This window comes from Colwellia sp. MB02u-9 (assembly GCF_014077085.1).
Classification (GTDB): domain Bacteria; phylum Pseudomonadota; class Gammaproteobacteria; order Enterobacterales; family Alteromonadaceae; genus Cognaticolwellia.
In genome coordinates this window covers 37,837-59,719 of the sequence record NZ_JACGVF010000096.1, presented here as the reverse complement: position 1 = coordinate 59,719, position 21,883 = coordinate 37,837, and the positions used below count along the sequence as shown (strand labels likewise).

The 21,883-nt window shown below is 39.9% G+C and carries 19 protein-coding genes; 8 read left to right on the top strand and 11 right to left on the bottom strand.

All coding sequences use genetic code 11. The features are described 5' to 3' along the window. The first annotated feature begins 23 nt into the window (after nt 1-23). Nucleotides 24-770 (top strand): hypothetical protein, encoded by a 747-nt coding sequence (locus tag H4J65_RS12665; protein ID WP_182136024.1) that lies wholly within the window; start codon nt 24-26, stop codon nt 768-770. A 122-nt stretch (nt 771-892) separates the two neighbouring features. Then, nucleotides 893-1,489: a hypothetical protein gene (locus tag H4J65_RS12660; protein ID WP_182198419.1), complete on the top strand. Its 597-nt coding sequence runs from the start codon at nt 893-895 to the stop codon at nt 1,487-1,489. Nucleotides 1,490-1,944: 455 nt separating this feature from the next. Here the strand turns inward: H4J65_RS12660 and H4J65_RS12655 are convergent, their stop codons facing one another. From H4J65_RS12655 to rpsP, 8 genes are all read right to left on the bottom strand, one after another. Continuing rightward, nucleotides 1,945-2,418 (bottom strand): thioredoxin family protein, encoded by a 474-nt coding sequence (locus tag H4J65_RS12655; RefSeq protein WP_182198418.1) that lies wholly within the window; start codon nt 2,416-2,418, stop codon nt 1,945-1,947. A gap of 12 nt (nt 2,419-2,430) precedes the next feature. After that, complete coding sequence (gene tyrA, locus H4J65_RS12650) at nt 2,431-3,573, bottom strand: bifunctional chorismate mutase/prephenate dehydrogenase (RefSeq protein ID WP_182185349.1); 1,143 nt, start codon at nt 3,571-3,573, stop codon at nt 2,431-2,433. A gap of 15 nt (nt 3,574-3,588) precedes the next feature. Then, entirely contained in the window at nt 3,589-4,713 is a 1,125-nt protein-coding gene (locus tag H4J65_RS12645; RefSeq protein ID WP_220460948.1) for a 3-deoxy-7-phosphoheptulonate synthase, read from the bottom strand. A gap of 298 nt (nt 4,714-5,011) precedes the next feature. Next, a complete protein-coding gene (gene acs / locus H4J65_RS12640) occupies nt 5,012-6,955 on the bottom strand; it encodes an acetate--CoA ligase (protein WP_182136028.1) in 1,944 nt (647 codons plus the stop codon). A 519-nt stretch (nt 6,956-7,474) separates the two neighbouring features. Then, nucleotides 7,475-7,828, bottom strand: coding sequence for a 50S ribosomal protein L19 (gene rplS / locus H4J65_RS12635; protein WP_182136030.1), 354 nt, complete (start codon nt 7,826-7,828; stop codon nt 7,475-7,477). 12 nt (nt 7,829-7,840) lie between these two features. After that, on the bottom strand, nt 7,841-8,650 hold the full coding sequence (trmD, locus tag H4J65_RS12630; RefSeq protein WP_182136079.1) for a tRNA (guanosine(37)-N1)-methyltransferase TrmD: 810 nt from the start codon (nt 8,648-8,650) through the stop codon (nt 7,841-7,843). A gap of 43 nt (nt 8,651-8,693) precedes the next feature. Next, nucleotides 8,694-9,224, bottom strand: coding sequence for a ribosome maturation factor RimM (rimM, locus tag H4J65_RS12625; RefSeq protein ID WP_404851952.1), 531 nt, complete (start codon nt 9,222-9,224; stop codon nt 8,694-8,696). 28 nt (nt 9,225-9,252) lie between these two features. Beyond that, nucleotides 9,253-9,501: a 30S ribosomal protein S16 gene (gene rpsP / locus H4J65_RS12620; protein WP_146879194.1), complete on the bottom strand. Its 249-nt coding sequence runs from the start codon at nt 9,499-9,501 to the stop codon at nt 9,253-9,255. 240 nt (nt 9,502-9,741) lie between these two features. On the opposite strand from rpsP, the gene H4J65_RS12615 reads away from it, so the two are divergent. Next, nucleotides 9,742-10,722: a DMT family transporter gene (locus tag H4J65_RS12615; RefSeq protein WP_182198417.1), complete on the top strand. Its 981-nt coding sequence runs from the start codon at nt 9,742-9,744 to the stop codon at nt 10,720-10,722. 168 nt (nt 10,723-10,890) lie between these two features. Here H4J65_RS12615 and ffh read toward each other — a convergent pair whose 3' ends face one another. Next, entirely contained in the window at nt 10,891-12,273 is a 1,383-nt protein-coding gene (ffh, locus tag H4J65_RS12610) for a signal recognition particle protein (RefSeq protein WP_182185347.1), read from the bottom strand. Between the two features lie 202 nt (nt 12,274-12,475). Here ffh and H4J65_RS12605 point away from each other — a divergent pair, with 202 nt between their 5' ends. From H4J65_RS12605 to H4J65_RS12595, 3 genes are all read left to right on the top strand, one after another. Continuing rightward, on the top strand, nt 12,476-13,606 hold the full coding sequence (locus tag H4J65_RS12605) for an SO_0444 family Cu/Zn efflux transporter (protein ID WP_310649938.1): 1,131 nt from the start codon (nt 12,476-12,478) through the stop codon (nt 13,604-13,606). 112 nt (nt 13,607-13,718) lie between these two features. Beyond that, a complete protein-coding gene (locus tag H4J65_RS12600) occupies nt 13,719-14,519 on the top strand; it encodes a cytochrome c biogenesis protein CcsA (protein WP_182136033.1) in 801 nt (266 codons plus the stop codon). An 86-nt stretch (nt 14,520-14,605) separates the two neighbouring features. Continuing rightward, nucleotides 14,606-15,883 (top strand): HlyC/CorC family transporter, encoded by a 1,278-nt coding sequence (locus tag H4J65_RS12595; RefSeq protein ID WP_182136034.1) that lies wholly within the window; start codon nt 14,606-14,608, stop codon nt 15,881-15,883. A 656-nt stretch (nt 15,884-16,539) separates the two neighbouring features. Here H4J65_RS12595 and H4J65_RS12590 read toward each other — a convergent pair. Further along, on the bottom strand, nt 16,540-17,163 hold the full coding sequence (locus H4J65_RS12590) for a hypothetical protein (protein ID WP_182136035.1): 624 nt from the start codon (nt 17,161-17,163) through the stop codon (nt 16,540-16,542). A 611-nt stretch (nt 17,164-17,774) separates the two neighbouring features. Next, a complete protein-coding gene (gene gshA, locus H4J65_RS12585) occupies nt 17,775-19,370 on the bottom strand; it encodes a glutamate--cysteine ligase (protein WP_182198416.1) in 1,596 nt (531 codons plus the stop codon). A 388-nt stretch (nt 19,371-19,758) separates the two neighbouring features. Between gshA and H4J65_RS12580 the strand changes: the two genes are divergently transcribed. Both H4J65_RS12580 and H4J65_RS12575 read left to right on the top strand, forming a co-directional pair. After that, nucleotides 19,759-21,117 (top strand): Na+/H+ antiporter NhaC family protein, encoded by a 1,359-nt coding sequence (locus H4J65_RS12580; protein ID WP_182185345.1) that lies wholly within the window; start codon nt 19,759-19,761, stop codon nt 21,115-21,117. Beyond that, complete coding sequence (locus tag H4J65_RS12575) at nt 21,117-21,821, top strand: TIGR01621 family pseudouridine synthase (protein WP_182198415.1); 705 nt, start codon at nt 21,117-21,119, stop codon at nt 21,819-21,821. The genes H4J65_RS12580 and H4J65_RS12575 overlap by 1 nt, the downstream gene beginning before the upstream one ends. Nucleotides 21,822-21,883 lie beyond the last annotated feature (62 nt).

The following is a 21,883-nucleotide window of genomic DNA, read 5'->3' as shown; positions in this document are numbered from 1 at the left end:
TTTACATTTTAAGGATTGAACTCGTGAAAATTATAGCCTCAATTATTATTGTTTTGTTATTACTTAGTGGTGGTGCTCTTTGGTTTTTAGCAGGAAGCTCACTTAATGGCTACATTAAAGGTCAAATTGAAACGGTGGGCAGCAAAGTCACTGAACAAACGGTTACCGTAAAAACCGTAGATATTAAGCTTGCTAGCGGCGCAGGTAGTATTTTAGGTATTAATTTAGCCAACCCTAAAACTTATAGCCAACCAAACGCTTTCGCTTTAGAGGAAGTAACGCTTGATATTAATTTAGAAAGTTTAGCCTCATCACCTATTATTATTGATGCGATCATCATCAAATCACCGCAAGCATTTGTCCAGTTCACCCAAACCGGTGGCTCTAATATCAAAGATATTCTCGATGCTATCAAGCGTAATACCCCTGAAGCTGAGGCAAGTGCTGCCGACACTAATACGGGTGAAGAGCCTAAAATAAAAGTCAGTAAAATTATCCTTGCTGGCACGGCGCTAACACTTGATTTAAGTGCTTTTGGTAATAAAGCACATAGTGCCACGTTACCAGATATCACATTAAATAATGTCGGTGGTGAAACTGGTTTGCCTGCAAGCCAACTCGGTGCCGAGATTGTTAAACAAGCATTATCTCAAATTTGGCAACAAGCAAAAGCCACGCAAAAGAAAAAGTTAACCGACAGTGCTAAAGAGAAATTGAAAGAGAAGCTGGAAGAAAAAGCTAAGAAAAAACTGACTGACTTATTTGGCTAGTCTTAATTTTTAGTGGTCTTAAAACTCAGCCAAAATTGGTCAAAACTAGCCAAAATTAGTCAGAATTAGCCACTACATTTGGCTGAGTTTACAAAAAACAACAAATCACAGGACACCTTGTAATGAAAGTAAATAGCCGATTAACCCTACTAGCAATGCTTTGCATTTTGTTGTCATCACATGCCGCTATAGCAAAGCCATTAGAGCTCAGCGTTATGTTCGGTAAAATATACGGTCCTGACTTGGTTACCAGTGACAATAGCGATATCAATATTGACTCTGGCAATAATATGGCTGTTGGTATAGCGTGGCAAGCAAATGTTAATGGTCAAGGTCAGATACTTTTGAACCGTGTTAGTCATGATTTTATTGGCGAAGATCAAGCTAATAATGAGCTAGATATCACTTATGCACATTTTAATGGCATCGCTTTGTACCGTCAGCAAAACTATGTAACGACTTTGAGTTTAGGGCTAGGTGGTGCTTATTTCGATGCCGAACAGGGTAGTGAAGAACTGTATCCCTCTGCCAGTGTCGCCATTGGTACTCGCTATGAAGTCTCTCAGCAAATGGCCTTAGTGACCGAACTACGCGCCTATGCCACCTTAATTGATGAGGATGATGCCATGTTTTGCCAGCAGGATATTTGTAGCGCAAACTTTAGCGATTCGCTCTGGATAGATAGTTCAATTGCGGTCGGAATCGCCATCAAATTTTAGCTTGATAAACCCTTAAGTCACTGGCCAACATGCGCCTGTTCTTAACTTGAAGCTGTTACTCTTCGCAATATATAACAGTGTAAAAAGTAACAGCTTCGTCAAAAAAATCTAAAATTTCAATTACTTACCTTCATTACCATGCAGCGAGTCCATACCTATTGTAATATTTTAACTCACCCTCTGCTAAGCCGGCACAGCTATACCTTATAGTCGTGTAATCATAACGGTATTTGTTGCTTTAATGAGTAAGAGGGGATAATCAAACGACAAGCTATAAAGCCTACTTATCCATTCAGCTATTACTACTTAAATTATTATCAATTAAACTATTACTACTTAAACTATGACCAATTAAGCTATTATCAAAAAAGTAAGCCATGATCAAAAAAATCGCAGAGAATATAATTCATCGGCGATTTTTTCTCTATATACTCATACTTACATTGTAAACTAAGCTATAACATCGCTGAGATATCAGCGGTTAATGACACTTTCGGACGTTCAATAATACGACCAATTTCTTTATCGTTTTGATAAACAATAAAAGTGGGAGTATATTTTATATCCTGGTTTTTAGCTGAGCCGCTTGGCTCTGACTTTGCATAATCGAGGGCAATTAAGCGATTTGAAAGCGTTGGGCTTTGAGCCACTATTTTTAAAAACCTAGGCACTTCACGCACGCTGTCATGGCACCAAGAGCCAAAGTAAACGTCTACGTGTAAATTTTTTGGCCAACGGTTAATTTCAGTAATTTCAAGCGCAGACAGTTGCGATGCCTGATAACCTTGCTGGAAAAATTTATGATTCGCCATCAGTTGCTGTTGGCTAATTTCACCAAGGGTCATCGGCGCTTTTTCTGCCTGACTATTGGCGCAGCCAGAAACAACAACAAGCATAATACTGGATAGCGTTACCGCAAATTTTCTCATCTCATTCCTTGATTAGTATTTTTTTAGTTGGTCTGCTTTTGCCAACATCACTTTACTTTCCTGCATAAAAATATCAGCATAATCACCAAAGTAATCAGCGACCTGTGAAAACGTCTCAGTAAAAGCGGCTTTATCATTTGATTGCACATCTTCAAGTAATGCTAAAAATCGATAGGCAAAGCGCTTCATCATAGCAATATTGTCTTGATTAGCGAAAATAATATCAGTATAAAGTTCAGGGTTTTGAGCAAACAAACGCCCGACCATGATCAACTCCAAACGATAAATAGGTGAACTCATCTCCACCAATTGCGCTATATCAGCGCCTTCAGTCATTAAGTGGTAACCATAAGCTATGGTTGAGAAATGTCGCATAACTTGCACCATAGACATGGCTTGATCATGTGTGTGTGCTTCAACCGGATGGATTTTTGCCCCCCAAACATTAAATTGCTCTAGTAGCCAATGATACTGTTGTGGAAAGCGACCTTCGCAAGCAATAATAGTTTGCTTAACTAAACCGGTAACATCAGGACCAAACATCGGATGTAATCCAACCACGGGGCCAGCATGTACTTTCATCATTTCATATATTGGCGCTTCTTTAATACTGGTAACGTCTGCCAAAATACAGTTTTCAGGCAAGGAGCCTAATTTTTGGATAACCAAAGTGGTTAATCGAATCGGCACAGCAACAATGACCAAACTCGCCTCGGCTAAAATATCAGCACTATTTGGCCAGTCAGCTTGCTCTAAAGCCTGTACTTGATAGCCAGAACGAGTAAATAAGTCAACAAATATGCGACCCAATTGCCCCTTACCACCAATGACAATGACTTTTTTGCAATCAGGATTAACACAACGATAGCCACTAGCATCTTGGCTGACATATGAGTCTTGCATCAAGCGCCGCAGAATATCTTCAATTAATTCTGGCGACAAACCGGCATCTATTGCTTGCTGTCGACGCACCTTTAATAAGCTTGCTTCACGCTCAGGGGCAAAAATTGGCATACCCGCGGCGCTTTTTAATAAACCCACTTTGGTGGTAACAAGGCGACGCTTTGCCAATAATGCCACTAATTGACCGTCAATATCGTCAATTTCATCGCGTAACACACCTAAACTTTGCTCAAATGTAAGTTCGTTGTTCATTGTAGCTGCTTATTCCTATTCACTAACGGTTGAATTAATCCGCTGTTTTAAAACCACTTCAAGTTTAGCACTCGCCGCTGAAATAAGCTGCTCTGTAGTTTCAAAATCGATACAAGCATCTGTCACAGAAACGCCATATTTCAGCTGGTCAATGGGTAACTCTGAACTTTGATTACCCGCATTTATATTACTCTCTAACATAATACCAATAATAGTCTTATTGCCGGCACAGATTTGATCAAAAACATTATCAGCCACTAAAGGTTGACGACGGTAGTCTTTATTAGAATTACCGTGCGAACAATCGATCACGATACCCGGCTCTAAATTTTGTTTGGCCAGTTCTTCTTCACATAAAGCGACATTAACCGCATCGTAGTTAGGCTTTTTGCCGCCACGCAAAATGACATGACCGTCAGGATTGCCAGAAGTTTTAATCAGTGCCACTTGCCCTAAGCGATTGATACCCATGAAACGATGTGAAGAGGCTGCTGACTGCAAAGCATTAATAGCAACACCAAGACCACCACTGGTACCATTTTTAAAGCCAATCGGCATCGACAAGCCACTGGCCATTTCACGATGCGTTTGTGACTCTGTAGTGCGTGCACCAATAGCCGACCAACTAAATAGCTCAGCTAAATATTGTGGGCTGATTGGATCTAGTGCTTCAGTCGCCAACGGCAAACCTAACTCGGTTAAGTAAATCAATAATGCACGGGCCTTGCGAAGGCCAGTTTCCACATCAAATGAGCCATCCATATGCGGATCATTAATCAGACCTTTCCAACCAACCGTAGTGCGCGGCTTTTCAAAGTAAACTCGCATAACAATGTATAAACTGTCTTGATATTTATCGTGTAATTCTTTCAGTTGTCTTGCATAAGCTTTAGCACCTTCAAGATCATGTACAGAACAAGGGCCGGCAATGACTAATAAGCGATGATCTTTTTTGTGAATAATATTAGCAATAATTTGGCGAGCATTTTTAACAAAAACACGGCCTGCTTCTGGCAGCGGTAACTCTTCTCGTAAAGCATTAGGGGTAATTAAGACATCTTCCGCATTGACGTGAATATCGTTCAACCTGCTTTTAGGTATTTGGTTGGCGTCTGAGGCCGTTAAGGTATTTTTTGACATGATTCTTTCCTAAATATGGAACAATAATTGTGAGTGTTAAGTAAAGTATTTTGGCTAACCACTATTTCTACCAATAGTAATGCGACGAGAAGAGCAACTAGTTAAAGTATGGGAGGTAATAATATCGATACTGCAGATTGTACATTCTTTACGCCCCTCTTGCTGTAAAATAAAGTTTACTTGTTTTGTATCATTTATATTACACTATAATTTACTCACGTACAGCCCTATTATCAAATATATGACATAAAAAAAGCGCCAAATGGCGCTTTTTTCTTAATTTTTTATATAAACAATTTTATTTATGCACAATACGATTTTTAACTAGGTTCTCGACAACCGCGGGATCAGCCAAGGTAGAGGTATCACCTAAGGTATCTACATCATTCTCAGCAATTTTGCGTAAAATACGACGCATAATTTTACCTGAACGGGTTTTAGGCAGTCCTGGCGCGTATTGAATGTAGTCAGGTTTCGCAAAACGGCCTAATTCTTTCGCCACAAACTCAGTTAACTCACGTAATAACTCATCTGACTCTGTCGCATTACTCATTAAGGTGACATAAGCATAAACACCTTGGCCTTTAATTTCATGCGGATAACCAACAACAGCTGCTTCAGCAACGGCGGGGTGCAATACCAAAGCACTCTCAATTTCAGCCGTACCTAGTCGATGACCAGAAACATTCAACACATCATCAACACGACCGGTGATCCAATAAAAACCGTCTTCATCACGCTTAGCGCCATCACCGGTAAAGTAATTACCTGGATATTGGCTAAAGTAGGTTTGATAGAAGCGATCATGATCGCCATAAACACTGCGTAATTGACCAGGCCAACTGCCTGTCATCATTAATAAGCCTTGGTTTGCGCCTTCAAGGGTATTTCCGTCTTTGTCAAAAAGTGCGGGTTTAACACCAAAAAACGGTTTACCTGCTGCCCCTGGTTTCATATCAACCGCTCCTGGCAAAGAGGTAATTAAAATGCCACCCGTTTCTGTTTGCCACCATGTATCAACAATAGGACAATTACTTTTACCCACAACCTCATAATACCAATGCCATGCTTCTGGGTTAATCGGTTCACCTACCGTACCTAAAAGGCGTAACGATGATAAATCCGCTTTTTCAACAAAGCTATCACCAACACTCATCAAGGCGCGAATAGCGGTTGGTGCGGTATAAAAAATATTGACTTGGTGCTTATCGCACACCTGCCAAAAACGACTCGCATCAGGATAAGTCGGCACACCTTCAAAAACCAGTGTGGTTGCGCCATTGGCTAACGGTCCGTAAAAGATATACGAATGGCCAGTGATCCAGCCTGCGTCTGCCGTACACCAATAAATTTCACCGTCTTTGTAATCAAAAACATATTTATGGGTCATAGCGGCGTAAAGTAAATAGCCACCACAAGTATGTAACACACCTTTAGGTGTGCCTGTTGAACCAGAGGTATATAAAATAAAGAGTGGATCTTCGGCGTCCATCACTTCCGGATCACAAACTGCAGGAAGTTTAGCGACTTCTTCTTGGTAATTCACATCAATTTTATCATTCCACGCCACATCACCACCTGTGCGTTGCACAACAATAACTGAGTGAACATTTGGACATTCAGCAACGGCTGCATCAACATTGACTTTCAATGGAATGACGCGACCACCTCGAAGACTTTCATCCGAGGTCACAACGACTTTACAGTCAGCATCAGCGATACGTGAACGAATAGCTTCAGTAGAGAAACCACCGAATACCACTGAATGCACGGCACCTATGCGGGCACAAGCTAACATGGCATAGCCAATTTCTGGAATCATTGGCATATAAATACAGACACGATCGCCTTTTTTCACGCCACGTGCTTTTAGTAAGTTAGCAAAACGACAGACATGATCATGCAGCTCTTGATAGGTTATTTTTTTATCTTCGCTAGGGTCATCACCTTCCCAAATAATAGCGATATCATCAGCTTTGCTGACTAGATGACGATCAATACAGTTGTAACTAACATTTAATTTACCACCAGAAAACCATTTGATATCAGCAGATTTAAGGTCAACATCTGAAACACTGTCCCAAGGCTTATACCAATCAAGGAACTGTTCAGCTTGCTCAGCCCAGAAAACATCAGGTTGTTCAATCGACTGCTTGTACATTGCGTCGTATTTCGCTGCATCAATATAGGTGTGGGCTTTTGCTTGCGCTAATACGGGAAAATGGCTTTTTAGTTTTTGCATGCTTAATCCTTGAAATCTTGTTATTTAATGGCTTGTTGAGACGTCGAAGCAAAACCTCATTCAACTATCGATCAACTTTTTAACTTACCAACATAATAGCCTAACTTTTCGCGATGGGACACACCACTTAAGTCGAATATTCATGAATTATTTATATAAGTTTGAGATGGAATAAGTCTAATAGGAAGGTTTAAAATACGGCATAATAACGTTTTAAAAATAAACAAGACATTTAAATCAAGAAGATAGAATAAAGCCTAGAAAGTGTTGAGGCGTTAAAATAAAACAAGTGTTGACTGTTTTCTGTACTTGCCTAAGCACATAAAACACAATAACAACGAAAATAAACCTAGAGTCGCTGGCTCATGCACGGCTATGGGTAGGTATTCCCTGCTTTTATTGTAGCTTTTGCTAACGTTACAGCTGCTCGATAAGTAAAAAAAACACACAAAAAAGCCTATTTGGTTTCCCAAACAGGCTTTTCTCAAACTAACTAACAATACGCGTATTAAAGGGGAATTATCTTTTTCCCAATTTCTCTTTAATACGTGCTTTACGACCAGATAGCTCGCGTAAGTAGTATAGCTTAGCTTGACGTACATCGCCGCGACGTTTGACTGCAATTGAGTCAACGATTGGGCTATGTGTCTGGAATACACGCTCTACACCAACACCGTTCGAAGTTTTACGAACAGTAAATGCAGAATTGATGCCGCGGTTTTTAATAGCAATTACAACACCTTCAAATGCTTGAAGACGTGATTTTTCACCTTCTGTAACTTTTACTTGTACCACAACTGTATCGCCTGGGCGGTAGTCTGGTGCATCTGTTCTCATTTGCTCGGCTTCGAGCTGCTTAATAATATTACTCATAATACCTTCTTCCTAGGTTTCACAGTCATCAGCAGCATTTTTATTATCAGCCTTAATGGCAATTAACATTTTTTGCTGCTCTGCTGTCAGAGCTAGGTTAGTTAAAAGTTCCGGTCTTCTAGTCCAAGTTCTTTCTAACGACTGATATTGGCGCCATTGCCTTATATGCTCGTGATTACCACTTAATAGCACTTTAGGAACAGACTTTGCTTCGTTTACCGAAACGTCCATAACCTCTGGCCGAGTGTAATGTGGACAATCCAATAAACCGTCAGAAAATGAATCCTGCTCAGCTGATTGTTGATGTCCTAATACTCCAGGCACAAAGCGTGCTACGGCATCGATTATGTTCATAGCAGGTAATTCCCCACCACTTAATACATAATCGCCGACCGACCATTCTTCGTCAATTTCAGACTCTATTAGTCGCTCGTCTATACCTTCATAACGTCCTGCTATAAATATCAGTCGGTCATGTTGTGCTAATTCACGTACACCAGCTTGGTCCAATTTCCGTCCTTGCGGCGACAAATAAATAACCTTCGCTCTACCCTTTTCTTTAATAAGATCAGGGCTGCTATCTTCATCTGCAGCTTTTCTTGCAGCTTGTATAGCATCACGTAATGGTTGAACCATCATAAGCATCCCTGGGCCGCCACCGTAAGGTCGGTCGTCCACAGTGCGATGTTTATCATGAGTAAAATCTCTTGGGTTCCACTTATGAAACTCAATTAGACCATTACGTATCGCTCGGCCTGTCACCCCATACTCAGTAATTGCGTCAAACATTTCGGGAAAAAGGCTTATCACCCCAATCCACATTTTCTTATCACTAAGCATGTTTGTTAATACACTCTTACTCAAGTTAGAAACCTGGGTCCCAGTCAACACAAATTTGTTTATCTTCAGCGCTTATCGAAAGTATAACTTGGTCCATTAAGTAAGGTATTAACCTTTCTTTTTTACCATAGCCATCTTTCAGATTAGCTTTAACAACCAGTACGTCGTTAGCGCCCGTTTCCATTATGTCGGAAACCCGACCTAGGTCGTAACCTTTGTCAGTAACTACCGCCATGCCGATTAGATCACGCCAATAAAACTCACCTTCAGGTAAGTCTGATAACGCCTCTTCGCTGACAAATATCTCTGAACCCACGAGCTTTTGTGCTACATCGCGATCATCAATACCTGCAACTTTAACCACAAGACCATTGTTATGTTTGCGCCAATCGGTAATATCTACTGATTGAATCTTATCCCCTAATTTTAAAGACCAAGGGAAATAGTCTAGAATGGCTTCTTGGTCATCTGTGAATGAATGAATTTTCAACCAACCCTTGATACCGTAGACTGCGCCTACTTTACCTAAAGTGACATCTTTACCAATAACTTCCACAACAAACTCCTAAAACCTACCAATTAAATTAAGCTGCTTTGTTAGCATCTTTAATTAATTTGGCCACACGATCAGATACAGTTGCACCTTGACCAACCCAATGGTTGACACGGTCTAAGTCTAAACGTAATTTTTCCGCTTGACCTTGCGCTGTAGGGTTGAAAAAACCAACTTTCTCGATGAAACGACCATCGCGAGAGTTACGGCTATCTGCAACAACAACCTGATAGAATGGACGCTTCTTTGCGCCGGCACGAGCTAAACGAATGGTAACCATATCGTCCTCTATATAATTTAAGTGTTAAAACGAATTTCCCAGACATTTCCGTCGACTAAGCAACAGAAAAGCTCGCGTATATTACGCTTTTCTGTTGACAAAGCAACCTAAAGCTAGCCTTGGATGAATTATTTCGTAAATTAGTTACCTGTGTTAGCAATATAACGATATAATCCACGTCTGCAAAACCAAGCGCCATATACCCGCGCTTTAATTCACTCTTTCTAGCCGGCGAAAACTATGACTCAGCTCGCAAACACCAGTATAAAAGGATTAATGCTAGCGATGACCACGGCTATTATGTGGGGATTACTGCCATTAGCGCTAAAATCAGTTTTAGTATTAATGGACGCTTATACTATTACTTGGTATCGCTTCGTGTTCGCTGCATTTTTTGTGACCCTATTTTTATCAGCAACCAGAAAAATACCTAACTCAGCACTGCAGCAAACTAGCGTCATGAAACGACTATTGCTTGCTGCTATTCTGTTGAGTTTTAACTACATACTGTATCTGGTTTCATTGCACTATATACCAGTAGAAACTGCACAAATGCTTATTCAAATGGCGCCCTTTTTCATGTTAGTTGGCAGTGTTGTTGTAATGAAGGAACACTTTAGTCGTGGTCAAATGGTCGGCTCTTTGGTACTTATCTCAGGTTTGTTATTGTTTTTTAATCAACAATTTATTAATAGCAGTGGCATTGATAGCCATGATTTTTTACTTGGCTTTATCATTATGTTTGGGGCGGCAATAACTTGGGCGGCCTATGCGATCATGCAAAAACAAATGTTACGTTATTACAGCTCAAACCAAATAATGTGGTGTATTTACTTATTAAGTGCCCTGTTTTTCTTACCCTTGGCAAGCCCGGAAAAAATAAAGTCTTTAGATGATAGCGCATTACTTTTGTTACTTTTTTGCTGCGCTAACACCCTCATTGCCTATGGCACTTTTGCCAAGTCATTAGAATATTTGTCAACCGCCAAAGTGAGTGCAACCTTGGCGATAACACCCTTACTTACCGTGTTGTTTGCCACTATCGCTGAGCAAATTTGGCCAACAGCATTCCAAGCACAACAGTTGAATGCACTCGCTTATATCGGAGCCAGCATTGTGGTGTTAGGCTCAATGCTAACGGCCCTCGGTAATAGAATACTTAATAGAAAAAATATCAATGCGGTTAAAGCGTACTTAAGATTTAAAAATAAAAGCGCTTGATTTAGCCGCTATGACCCACATTGAGTAAAGAAAAATCATAGATTAGAGCAGTGGTTTATAACAAATTCCTGTCATGCAATTCTAGAATAGAATAGAAAAGTGTAGAAACCAAAAAAGGTAGCAATATGCTACCTTTTTTGGTTTCAAAATATGATTTAGCTTAACAGGTTAGCGACCCGGCATACCGCCGCCCATGCCACCACCTGGAGGCATCATGCCTTTCATTGAGCGCATCATTTTTTGCATGCCGCCTTTACCCGACATTTTTTTCATCATTTTTTGCATTTGAGTAAATTGTTTGAGCAATTTATTAACGTCTTGTATTTGCGTACCCGAACCGGCAGCAATACGACGCTTGCGTGAACCTTTAATCACGTCAGGGCGTTGTCGTTCGGCTTTGGTCATCGAGTTAATCATAGCCTCCATGCGAATGGTCACTTTATCATCCATTTGGCCTTTAACTTGTTCCGACATATTGCCCATACCGGGTAATTTATCCATCATGCCCATCATGCCGCCCATGCTTTTCATTTGCACAAGTTGGTCACGAAAGTCTTCTAAATCAAAACCTTTACCACTTTTTACTTTTTTCGCTAATTTTTCGGCTTGTTTGCGATCAACCTTTTGCTCGACCTCTTCAATTAAAGAAAGTACATCGCCCATACCCAGTATACGAGAAGCAATTCTGTCTGGATGAAAAGGCTCTAAGGCTTCAATTTTTTCGCCAACCCCCATAAACTTGATGGGTTTACCGGTAATATGGCGAATAGATAACGCCGCACCACCACGGGCATCACCGTCAGTTTTGGTTAAGATAATACCGGTTAATGGTAAAGCATCATTAAAGGCTTTAGCGGTATTAGCCGCATCTTGACCTGTCATGGCGTCAACCGTGAACAAGGTTTCAATGGGGTTAATGGCGGCGTGTAACTGTTGGATCTCAGCCATCATTTCGCCGTCGATATGCAAACGCCCGGCGGTATCCACAATAACGACATCAAAAAAGTTTTTCTTCGCGTGGTCAATCGCACCGTTGGCAATATCAATAGGCTTTTGGTTAATGTCACTTGGGAAAAAGCCAACATTAATTTCAGTGGCTAACATTTCCAGTTGCTTAATCGCTGCGGGGCGATAAACATCAGCACTCACCACAAGCACTTTTTTCTTTTCACGTTCAGTTAAAAATTTAGCTAACTTAGCAACAGAGGTCGTTTTACCTGCACCTTGTAAGCCGGCCATTAACACAACAGCTGGCGGCGCTGTTTTTAGGTTAAGGGCTTCATTAACTTCACCCATGGCCATTTCAAGTTCAGTGCGAACAATTTTTACAAAAACCTGACCTGGCGTTAAGCTTTTAGAAACATCTTGCCCAACAGCACTTTCTTTTACTTTGGCAATAAAATCGCGAATAACCGGTAAAGCGACATCAGCTTCTAATAAGGCCATCCGTACTTCACGTAAAGTTTCTTTTATATTGTCTTCTGTTAAGCGACCACGGCCACTGATATTTTTTAGTGTTTTCGTTAAACGATCGGAAAGATTTTCAAACATAAATGACTCAAATATTAACTTTGCGCAAAAAATTACCTCTATTATACCCGTACAATTAATTAGCGAAAGTAGAAGTTATGTTTTTAAGCTAATGATGAGATTTAATCTCACGATATGTAGACAAAAAAGCCTAGTTATAGATCAATAACAGTGAAAAAATTTATGATAAACTCTCATTAATTACCTCACTTTTGGACCAAGTGTGAATACCTTTATTTTATTTTTTGACAATTTATTACAGCTCAGCCTAGAAGCTAGCCCATGGCTATTGCTCGGTTTACTTATTGCCGGCCTAATGAAAGCTTGGGTACCCACCAAAATTTTAAGCCAGCATTTAGGTCATGGTAATAAAGCCATTATTAAAGCGGCATTTATTGGTGCACCATTACCGTTATGTTCATGTGGCGTGATCCCTGTGGCGACTGAACTACGACGCTCAGGCGCTTCAGCTCCTGCCACTGCAGCGTTTTTAGTCGCAACACCTGAAACCGGCGTAGATTCGGTGTCGGTTTCCTATGCTTTGTTAGGGCCTGTTCTCGCCATTTATCGCCCCGTAACGGCAATATTATCGGCAATTTTTACCGGTATGATAGTTGCGACATCCAAAGAGAGCTTTACCCGAGTAAAAAGCCACAACACGCATAGTGAATTAACAACTTGTTGTGCAAAAATAACAACCGCTGTTAAAGCTGAAGCAGCCGAGCCATCCAATTCGTGCTGTGCAAGCAAGCCATCCAATTCGTGCTGTGCAAGCAAGCCAACAAAGCCTAGCCATTCGGTACTTAGCCATTCAGTAATAGCGAAAACATTGGCCGGCATTCGCTATAGCGCAACACAATTAATTGATGACTTAGTGCGCTGGCTATTGTTAGGCTTATTGTTTGCCTCTGCGGTAAGAACATTTGTACCTACATCATTTTTATTAAGCTATGGCAGTGGCTTAGGCGCTATGTTGGTAATGATTGCACTGTCGATTCCTATGTATATATGCGCGACTGCCTCAACACCTATTGCCGCTGGCTTTATTATGGCAGGCATTTCTCCCGGTACTGCATTAGTCTTTATGATGGCAGGGCCAGCCACTAACATTTCAACCTTGGGCGTGATCAAAAATGAAATGGGTAGTAGCGTATTAATAAAGTACCTTTTAGGCATTAGCATTTCTGCCATTAGTTTTGGTTTATTATTGGACTGGGGACTAGTTTATTTTAACATTGATATTAGTCAGCAAATGCAACACAGTCATCAGTTAATACCTTTTTGGTTTGGCTTAACTTGTCTTGGCGTATTAACATTCTTAGCCATTAAACCTTTGCGTAAACTCTTGATATAAAATAAACAATAGTATGGAGTCTGCTAGCGGTTCTGCTAGAATCGCTATAGTAAATATTAACTAGCAGTATTATTTACCTTGTGGACAATTTTTAATTTTTTTGGAGCTCTTTGTGGAATTTTCAAGTATCAGTTCATTTACTGCGTTTGTATGCTACAGCGTGGCGACGGTATCAATTTTATCGCGTTTATTTCATCCGAAAGGACCAAACTTAATCATTACCTTGATTTTTGCCTGTTTGGCGATTGTTTTTCATGTATTAAGTAGCTCACAATTTTTATTTACCCATAACCACCTTAATTTCTCGCTACCTAATGTGGTTTCGCTGGTCAGTTTAATTATTACCTTAGTTATTTCTACGGTCGCTTTACGCTTCAAGGTGAATTTATTATTACCCGTGATTTATGGTTTTGCTGGCCTTTGGCAACTCAGTATGATTTTTATTTCACCGATAGGTAATATGGAAATTGTTAGCGATAAGCTTGCCATGTTAAGCCACATTACTTTAGCCCTTATTGCCTATTGTATTTTAGTTATCGCCACTTTGTATGCCTTCCAAGTTGCCTATATCAATAAAAAATTAAAAAGTAAAAATATACAAGCCGTGCATCACTTACCGCCTTTAATGCAAGTTGAACGTCAGTTATATATTATTTTACTGTTAGGTAGCATCTGCCTATTACTCAGCCAAGCATTAGGCTTTTTGTTTCTTGACGGCATGATCTCAAAAGTAAATGCGCATAAAACTATTTTATCGTTGATCGCCTGCAGCATTTATTTCTTAACGCTATGGGGACATTTTAAACAAGGTTGGCGTGGCCAACGGGTACTCATATTAACCGTAATTGCCACCTTCATACTGACTTTAGCTTATTTTGGTAGCCGATTTGTGAAAGAATTTCTCTTATTATAATTTTTAGGGTATAAGTTAACTTTGTATTACTTTTCCACTTTGGTCTGGTAATACTGCTTATAAATAACGCATCAATAGGATCCCTTTTGGATAACATCTCTACCGATATGCTGTTTGTCGTACTTGGCATTCTCATATTTATATCAGCCTATTTCTCTGGTTCTGAAACGGGCATGATGTCGATTAACCGATATCGGTTAAAACACCTAGAAAAACAAAATCATAGTGGCGCAAAAAGGGTGAGTAAATTACTGGCAAAACCAGATAAATTAATTGGCCTGATCCTGATTGGCAATAACTTAGTTAATATTTTTGCCACCCTAATTACCGGCATCATAGCGCAAAGACTGTACGGCGATGCAGGCGTGTTTTATTCCGGTTTATTGCTGACCTTAGTTATTTTGATTTTTGCTGAAATAACGCCAAAAACCTTAGCCGCATTGTACCCAGAAAAAGTCGCGTTTCCGAGTTCATTAATCCTAGTTTTACTTTTAAAGCTACTCTACCCTTTCGTTATTGCGGTCAATTGGATCACCAATGGTATATTAGCCATATTAGGCATTAGTTCAGAACAACGTGAACAACACAGCCTAAGCTCTGAAGAATTACGCACCGTGGTAAATGAATCAGGTGCCTTATTGAAATCTCAAGATCAAGACATGCTGGTGGGTATTCTCGATTTAGAAAATGTCACCGTTGAAGATATTATGATCCCGCGTAATGAACTGGTTGGCATCGATATCAATAACGAGTGGAAACGCATCCAAAAACAACTTACCCAGTCAAACCATACCCGGGTATTATTATATCGTGACAATATTGACGATGTAGTAGGTTATGTTCACATGCGTGATGCCTTGCGATTAGTCTCAAAAGAACAATTCACCAAAGCAACCTTGTTACGTGCTGTGCGAGAAATTTACTTTATTCCTGAAGGTACTCCCCTCAATGTGCAACTGTTAAAGTTTCAACATGCAAAAGAGCGCATAGGCTTAGTGGTCGATGAATATGGTGATATTCAAGGTTTAGTCACCTTAGAAGATATTCTTGAAGAAATTGTCGGTGATTTCACTACAACGATGACGCCAACCACTAGCGATGAAGTTAATATTCAACCCGACGGTAGCTATTTAGTCGATGGCAGTGCCACTGTACGTGACGTGAATAAAGAAATGGCCTGGAATTTCCCTACTGATGGCCCAAAAACGATCAATGGCTTAATTTTGGAATACCTTGAAGATATTCCAGAAGCAAACTTAAGCGTTAGAATATCAGGCTACCCGCTGGAAATTATCGAAGTAAAAGACAATATGATCAAAACAGTTAGAATTTTACCTGATTTTTATGATGGTATTAAATCTTAGCGCTGTAAAGGCTAAACTAGCTTTTCGCGCAAAGGCACCGTTGAACCTAAGTCAACGGTGCCTTTTTCTTATGACCTCTTCGACAGCTAAGCTTTAATAAGTTAGCTTTAGTAGCCAACTACCGTCCTCAGTTATTCATTTCATCTTATGATGCCGATCAGTGAATGACATTGACCCCAAAATATTCCTGGCTCATTTTTAGATATTTTTGTGGATAGAACGTTCGCCACCGAGACTTACTAACAAGGTTATGCACAGCTCTAGATCTGAAGACGATTTTTCCACAATTTCTGTGGATAACAAATGCGAGCCCTCTAACAAATAGCCTTTGAATTTTGCAATCGATTTTTCGAAATAAAATGAAGTTTTTTTTAAAAATCACTGCGTTTATTTTCTAGCCCTGATTCACACTGAGTTGTTAAAAAATAATACTATTTTTATCAACTTTGGCAAGAACTATGCTATGGAACTAACGAATAAAACGGTGCAGTAAAACAGTGTAAGACACGGGTAATTTTAAGAGGGGTAAAAGCTTGCCCTTGGTTTAATAATGGCTAGTACTATTGCCAGTAATATTGCTAGTAATGTTGCTAGTAATAAAGCGACAAAAATAACGAGAGGCTAAAACCTTGTTAACCTCTGTCATAATAAATGAATTAATCACCAAAAAATAAACGCCATAACCAACCATGATTAAGTTCTTCTTCACAGCTTTTAAGCTGACTTGAATAACGCTTACCACGACGATCGACTTTTCGGGCCACCTTACTTAACCAAGGTTTTTTCTTATAACTTTTATGTTTAAAGCCGCCCCAACCTTCATGATAATTTAAATACTGGTTGTAGCCATCCCATTTAGAGACCCTATTAATTTTTTGAGTTTTAAAAATAAACCACCCCATAAAATCGATAGCATCTTCAAAGTCATCACGATCAGCACCCGAATTGTCAGTTTCTCTCACGTAGTCTGCCCAAGTCATAGTTTTTGCTTGTGAATAGCCATAAGCGCTGCTAACTCTACCCCAAGGAATGAACCCTAGCAGGTAGTCCCTAGGAGGCAATGCACCGGCTTTAAATGAGCTTTCTTGATACATCATACTCATCGGCACATGAATAGGTACGCCCCAACGTTCGCGCACTTCTTTTGCAATAAAGTACCAATCTCTATGTTCACGGAATATTTCGCATAAATTTTCAGGATTTTTGGGTGGGCTAGTCGCGCAACTTGATAACGTTAAGCAAGCTAACGCAGAAATAATAAGTGTTTTAAAAAAGGCCATGAATGCAGTTACTTAGTTTTGAGTGATAATATCATGCCAGAATATTGTCGAATTTTCAGATTAAAGTCGCCATATATGACACTTTTTTCTAGTGCTCGCTTGGAAAGCTCTATTCTGACGCATAAAATAAAAACACCGTAATAACCTCATATTCAAATAGGCGCTAGATACTAGATAAAATTTACCTAGGTTTAGGCACTTATTATCTTTTTAGGAATGTTTGTTATGCTGCGCAAATAAGCGCGTATTAGTCAGTAACTTTATATATTTCGCAGCACATTCATTGTTTGAAGCTAAATTATTAGGGGGCTTTTTTACCTTAAACTTATTTTATTTTAACTATTAATCTGACTTTGATAGCCTTATTGGTGAATCATGCTGATTATAAAATAGGGAAAAAAGTCAATGTCATGCAAGCAAGCTTCTGCTGAGTGCTCATTAAGGAAGGAAAGGACAAATAAATCGTATAAAAAATGAACCACCAAAACAATAGCCAGTCATAATACATGAAAGTAAAACCTTCCTGGACTGCTTTCTTATTATTTACAGCGCGTTACCTTAACGCGCTTTTTTTTGCTGAAAGCTTTGCTAACAATTTAGCTTAGGGTTACTCAGGAAAAGTAATCCTGTAAAAACGAATCAAAATCTACTTTATCACTTGCTTCAATAGCGGCATTTTTTCGCAATGAATCGGTGACGCTTTCAATAAAATATTCTTCGTTAAACTCTTGATAATCATTAGCTAAAAGCTGTTGGCGATAATCAACAGCCTTAGTAAGTGCCATTTTCGTTAATGATTGATTTTCATCCACCACTGCCGCTAAAATTTGTGCTGACGGCGTTAAACTCGCGTCGTTAATTTTAGCCGCTTCCGCCGCCAGTACTTGGCTGTATAGCTTACTGTCATTAGCTTGATCTAATAACGTGGCGACACCGGCCATTTGAGCGAAAATTTCGCCACCCCATTGCTGTACAGACTTTTCTTCTGCGCTGTTTTCTTCTGCACTACCTGTTGTAATATCTCGTAATAATAAGCTTGGATCACGACCTCTTACTACCACAGCATCCATATTTTCTTCACTGGTTGCCTGTGCTTTGCAGTCAAGTATTGGACTCGTTTCCAGCATACAAAAAGTCAGGAAAATGTCTAAAAATCGCACTTGTTCAACCGTAATGCCCGTGGCAGAAAAGGGGTTAACATCAAGTGCTCTAACTTCAATATATTCAACGCCTCTATTGTTTAAAGCTTCTGATGGCTTTTCGCCGGCTTTAGCAACACACTTTGGTCGCACTGGCGCGTATAATTCATTTTCTATTTGCAAAACATTGCTATTGAGCTGTTGGTACTTACCATCCACTTTAATACCAATTTTCTCAAATTTTTTCGACGGTAAGTTAATCGCGTTTTTCACCCCGTCTAAGTAGCCTGACAAGTTGTTATAGCAAATTTGCAGTGATGACTGTTCACTGTTGGTATAACCTAAATCGCTCATACGTAACGACGTAGCATACTCAAGATACAAATAACCTTTTTCGGTTTTTTTAAACGGTAAATCAGTCGGTTTATTTTTTAAAAAGGAGCCACAAATAGCCGGTGAACTGCCATATAAATATGGGATCAGCCAGCAAAAACGTTTGTAGTTTCTTAACAGTGCAAAATATTTATCAGAAGTATAATCATCAATGTCATCAGTATTTTTTTCGATGGTTTGCAGCGATTGAAAAAAACTTTTTGGAAAGGAAAAGTTAAAGTGTATGCCAGAGATAACCTGCATCATGCTGCCATAGCGATTTTTTAAGCCTTGGCGATAAACAGTTTTCATTCTACCTATATTAGATTTACCAAACTGAGCTAAGGGTATTTTATCGTCATCATCAACAAAGCACGGCATACTCATTGGCCATAATAGCTCACCATCAAGTTGGCTTAAGGTAAACTTTTGCACATCTTCAAGTTGGGCAATAACCGTTTCAGGTTTATAACTCACCGGGGTGATAAATTCCATCAAGGTTTCTGAGTAGTCGGTGGTAATATTAGGATGGGTTAACGCCGAGCCTAATCGTTCACTGTGCGGGCGTTCAGACAACCCGCCTTGTGGTAGCACCCGAAGTGCTTCACGTTCTATACCTCGACCAAATTGGCTCAAAGAAGTTTGATGCTTTTCTTGAGTAAAAGCCGTGATATATTCGTTTAATGATAGTGTCAAAATAGTTCCTGATGCGTTACGCCAGTGAGTGACTGTTATTTAAGGGTGAAATGTGAATTTTTCAATGGCTACAATGATTTATTATTCTTTAAATATGAGTAGGTCAAGTAAATAAAGTACCAACAAAACGGTAAAAAATTGCTCTCTAACTTTAAACTCACCACCTTACTCTGGTAAAATATACGCTATATTGCTGCACTTATCTTTATCTAACTCAGATATTGCAGCAATTCAGTGAAAGTATGTTTCTTTTTTTAAAAATTTTTATCCTCAGGTCTGCAAGCATACAGTTTCTTATTGCATGAGCTTACGGTAAAGTTAGCTGCTGTAAATTTTTAAGTTATAGCGACAAGTTCCCCCCAACATAAAATAATAATAAAGGTTTACTATGCAAGACAGTGTTTTTAGCTTACTTCCCCCGCTTGTTGCTATCATCATTGCCATATGGCGAAAAAAAGCACTTTTTGCACTTTTATGTGGTGTAATGCTTTGTTATGTCATGATAGCAAATGGCAATCCTATTGACGGTTTAACTGGCACTACACTTGGTATTGCGCAAGTATTTTATTCTTTAGGTAACGTATATATTGTCAGTTTCAGCTTATTAATTGGCGCGTTAGTCACCTTGATGAATCAATCGGGCGCGGTAAACGGCTTTATTAACCACCTCGCCTCATTAAACTTAGTGAAAAACAGCCGACAAGCTAGCATGTTACCCACAGTGATCGGTACCACCATTTTTACTGATACTAATCTCAGCATGTTTACTGCCGGCATGGCGAGTCAAAAGCTATTCGATCAGCACAAGCTTAGCCGAGCTAGGCTTGCTTACTTGGTTGATTCAACCTGTGCGCCCATCAGTATTTTATTTTTGATTAATGGCTGGGGAGCTTATGTTTTAGGCTTACTTGATGGTTATTCATTTAAGGATCCGGTCGGTATTTTAATTGCTACCATTGGCTATAATTTTTACGCCATTATTGCGGTTGCTTTAGCTTATTACACAGCATTTAGTGGCCGAGTTTTTGGACCATTAAAACGTGCTGAATCAGTAGTTCAAGCACAACAAAAAACCACGGTTGATGATGTTGCCCCCGCCTATATTATGTGGTTCCCGATGCTAACGCTATTAATGGGCACTTTTATACTGCTTTGGTTTACCGGTGACGGTGATATACGTCGAGGCTCTGGTGCTTTCTCTGTGTTTTGGTCTGTGGTTGCTGCGCTAGTATTCTTAGTGCTCTTAATTATCAGCCACAAGCTCATGTCATGGTCGACTATCGTTAAAACCATTGTTACCGGTATTAAATATATGTCACCTGTTGTCGCCATTTTAGTCTTGTCGTTTGCTTTTGGCGACGCTATTAAAGCGCTTGGTACCGGGGTTTATGTCAGCCAATTAATTAATGTTGAAGTGCCGTTATTTTTAATGGCTCCCATTTTATTTATTGCCGCCGCTATAATGGCCTTTGCAACCGGCACATCATGGGGCACCTTTGCAATACTGATCCCCATTGCTGTACCTATCGCGCAACAAAGCGGCTTGCCTATTGAATTTTTGGTGGCTGCTGTGCTCGGTGGCGGTATATTTGGCGATCATGCATCACCTATTTCCGACACCACTATTGTCGCCTCAATTGCCAGTGGCTGTGATCACTTTGAGCACGTTAAAACCCAATTACCTTATGCCTTAGTGGGCGCGGTACTCACACTGATTATTTATATCATCATAGGGCTGAGCTTTTAATGACTGAGCACACATTCACTGTGATTGATCACCAAGCTGACTTTGTCGTCATTGATAAACCCCAAGGGCTGAGTTTTCATGATGAAGATACCCTGGGCAGCGGTTTATTTTCCCAAATAAAAGCGCAGCTAAAAACCCAGTTTGCCCTCACTGAGCTTTATCCGGTTCATCGATTAGATAAGATGACCTCGGGGCTGATTATAGTGGCTAAAAATAGTGCCACCGCAAGAGCGTTTCAACAACAATTTGAGCAACACCAAGTGCAAAAATATTACTTGGCAATAGCGGAGGGTAAACCGAAAAAAAAACAAGGCTTAATTAAAGGTGATATGGAAAAAAGCCGCAGAGGTATGTGGAAATTGCTCCGCACTATGGATAATCCCGCCATCAGCCAATTCTTGTCTTTCACTATCGCCGCCAAACAACGGCTCTATTTAATCAAGCCTCATTCGGGTAAAACGCATCAAATTAGAGTGGCGCTAAATAGCATAGGCGTACCCATACTCGGTGATCCGCTCTACAACAGTGAACTCAATACTGACCGAGGTTATCTACACGCCTTTGCCTTAAGCTTTAGTTTGCACAATAAACAATATCAGTACTGCCTGCCGCCAAGCACGGGGGCTGTTTTCAACAACACTTCAACGCTTGCGGTTATAAAGCAACTGACACCACCATGGCAACAATCATGGCCGGCATTATAATCTATACCTAACAACCATTCTGGCACAAAATAGCATAAGAAAAGGGAGCTAAAATAGCTCCC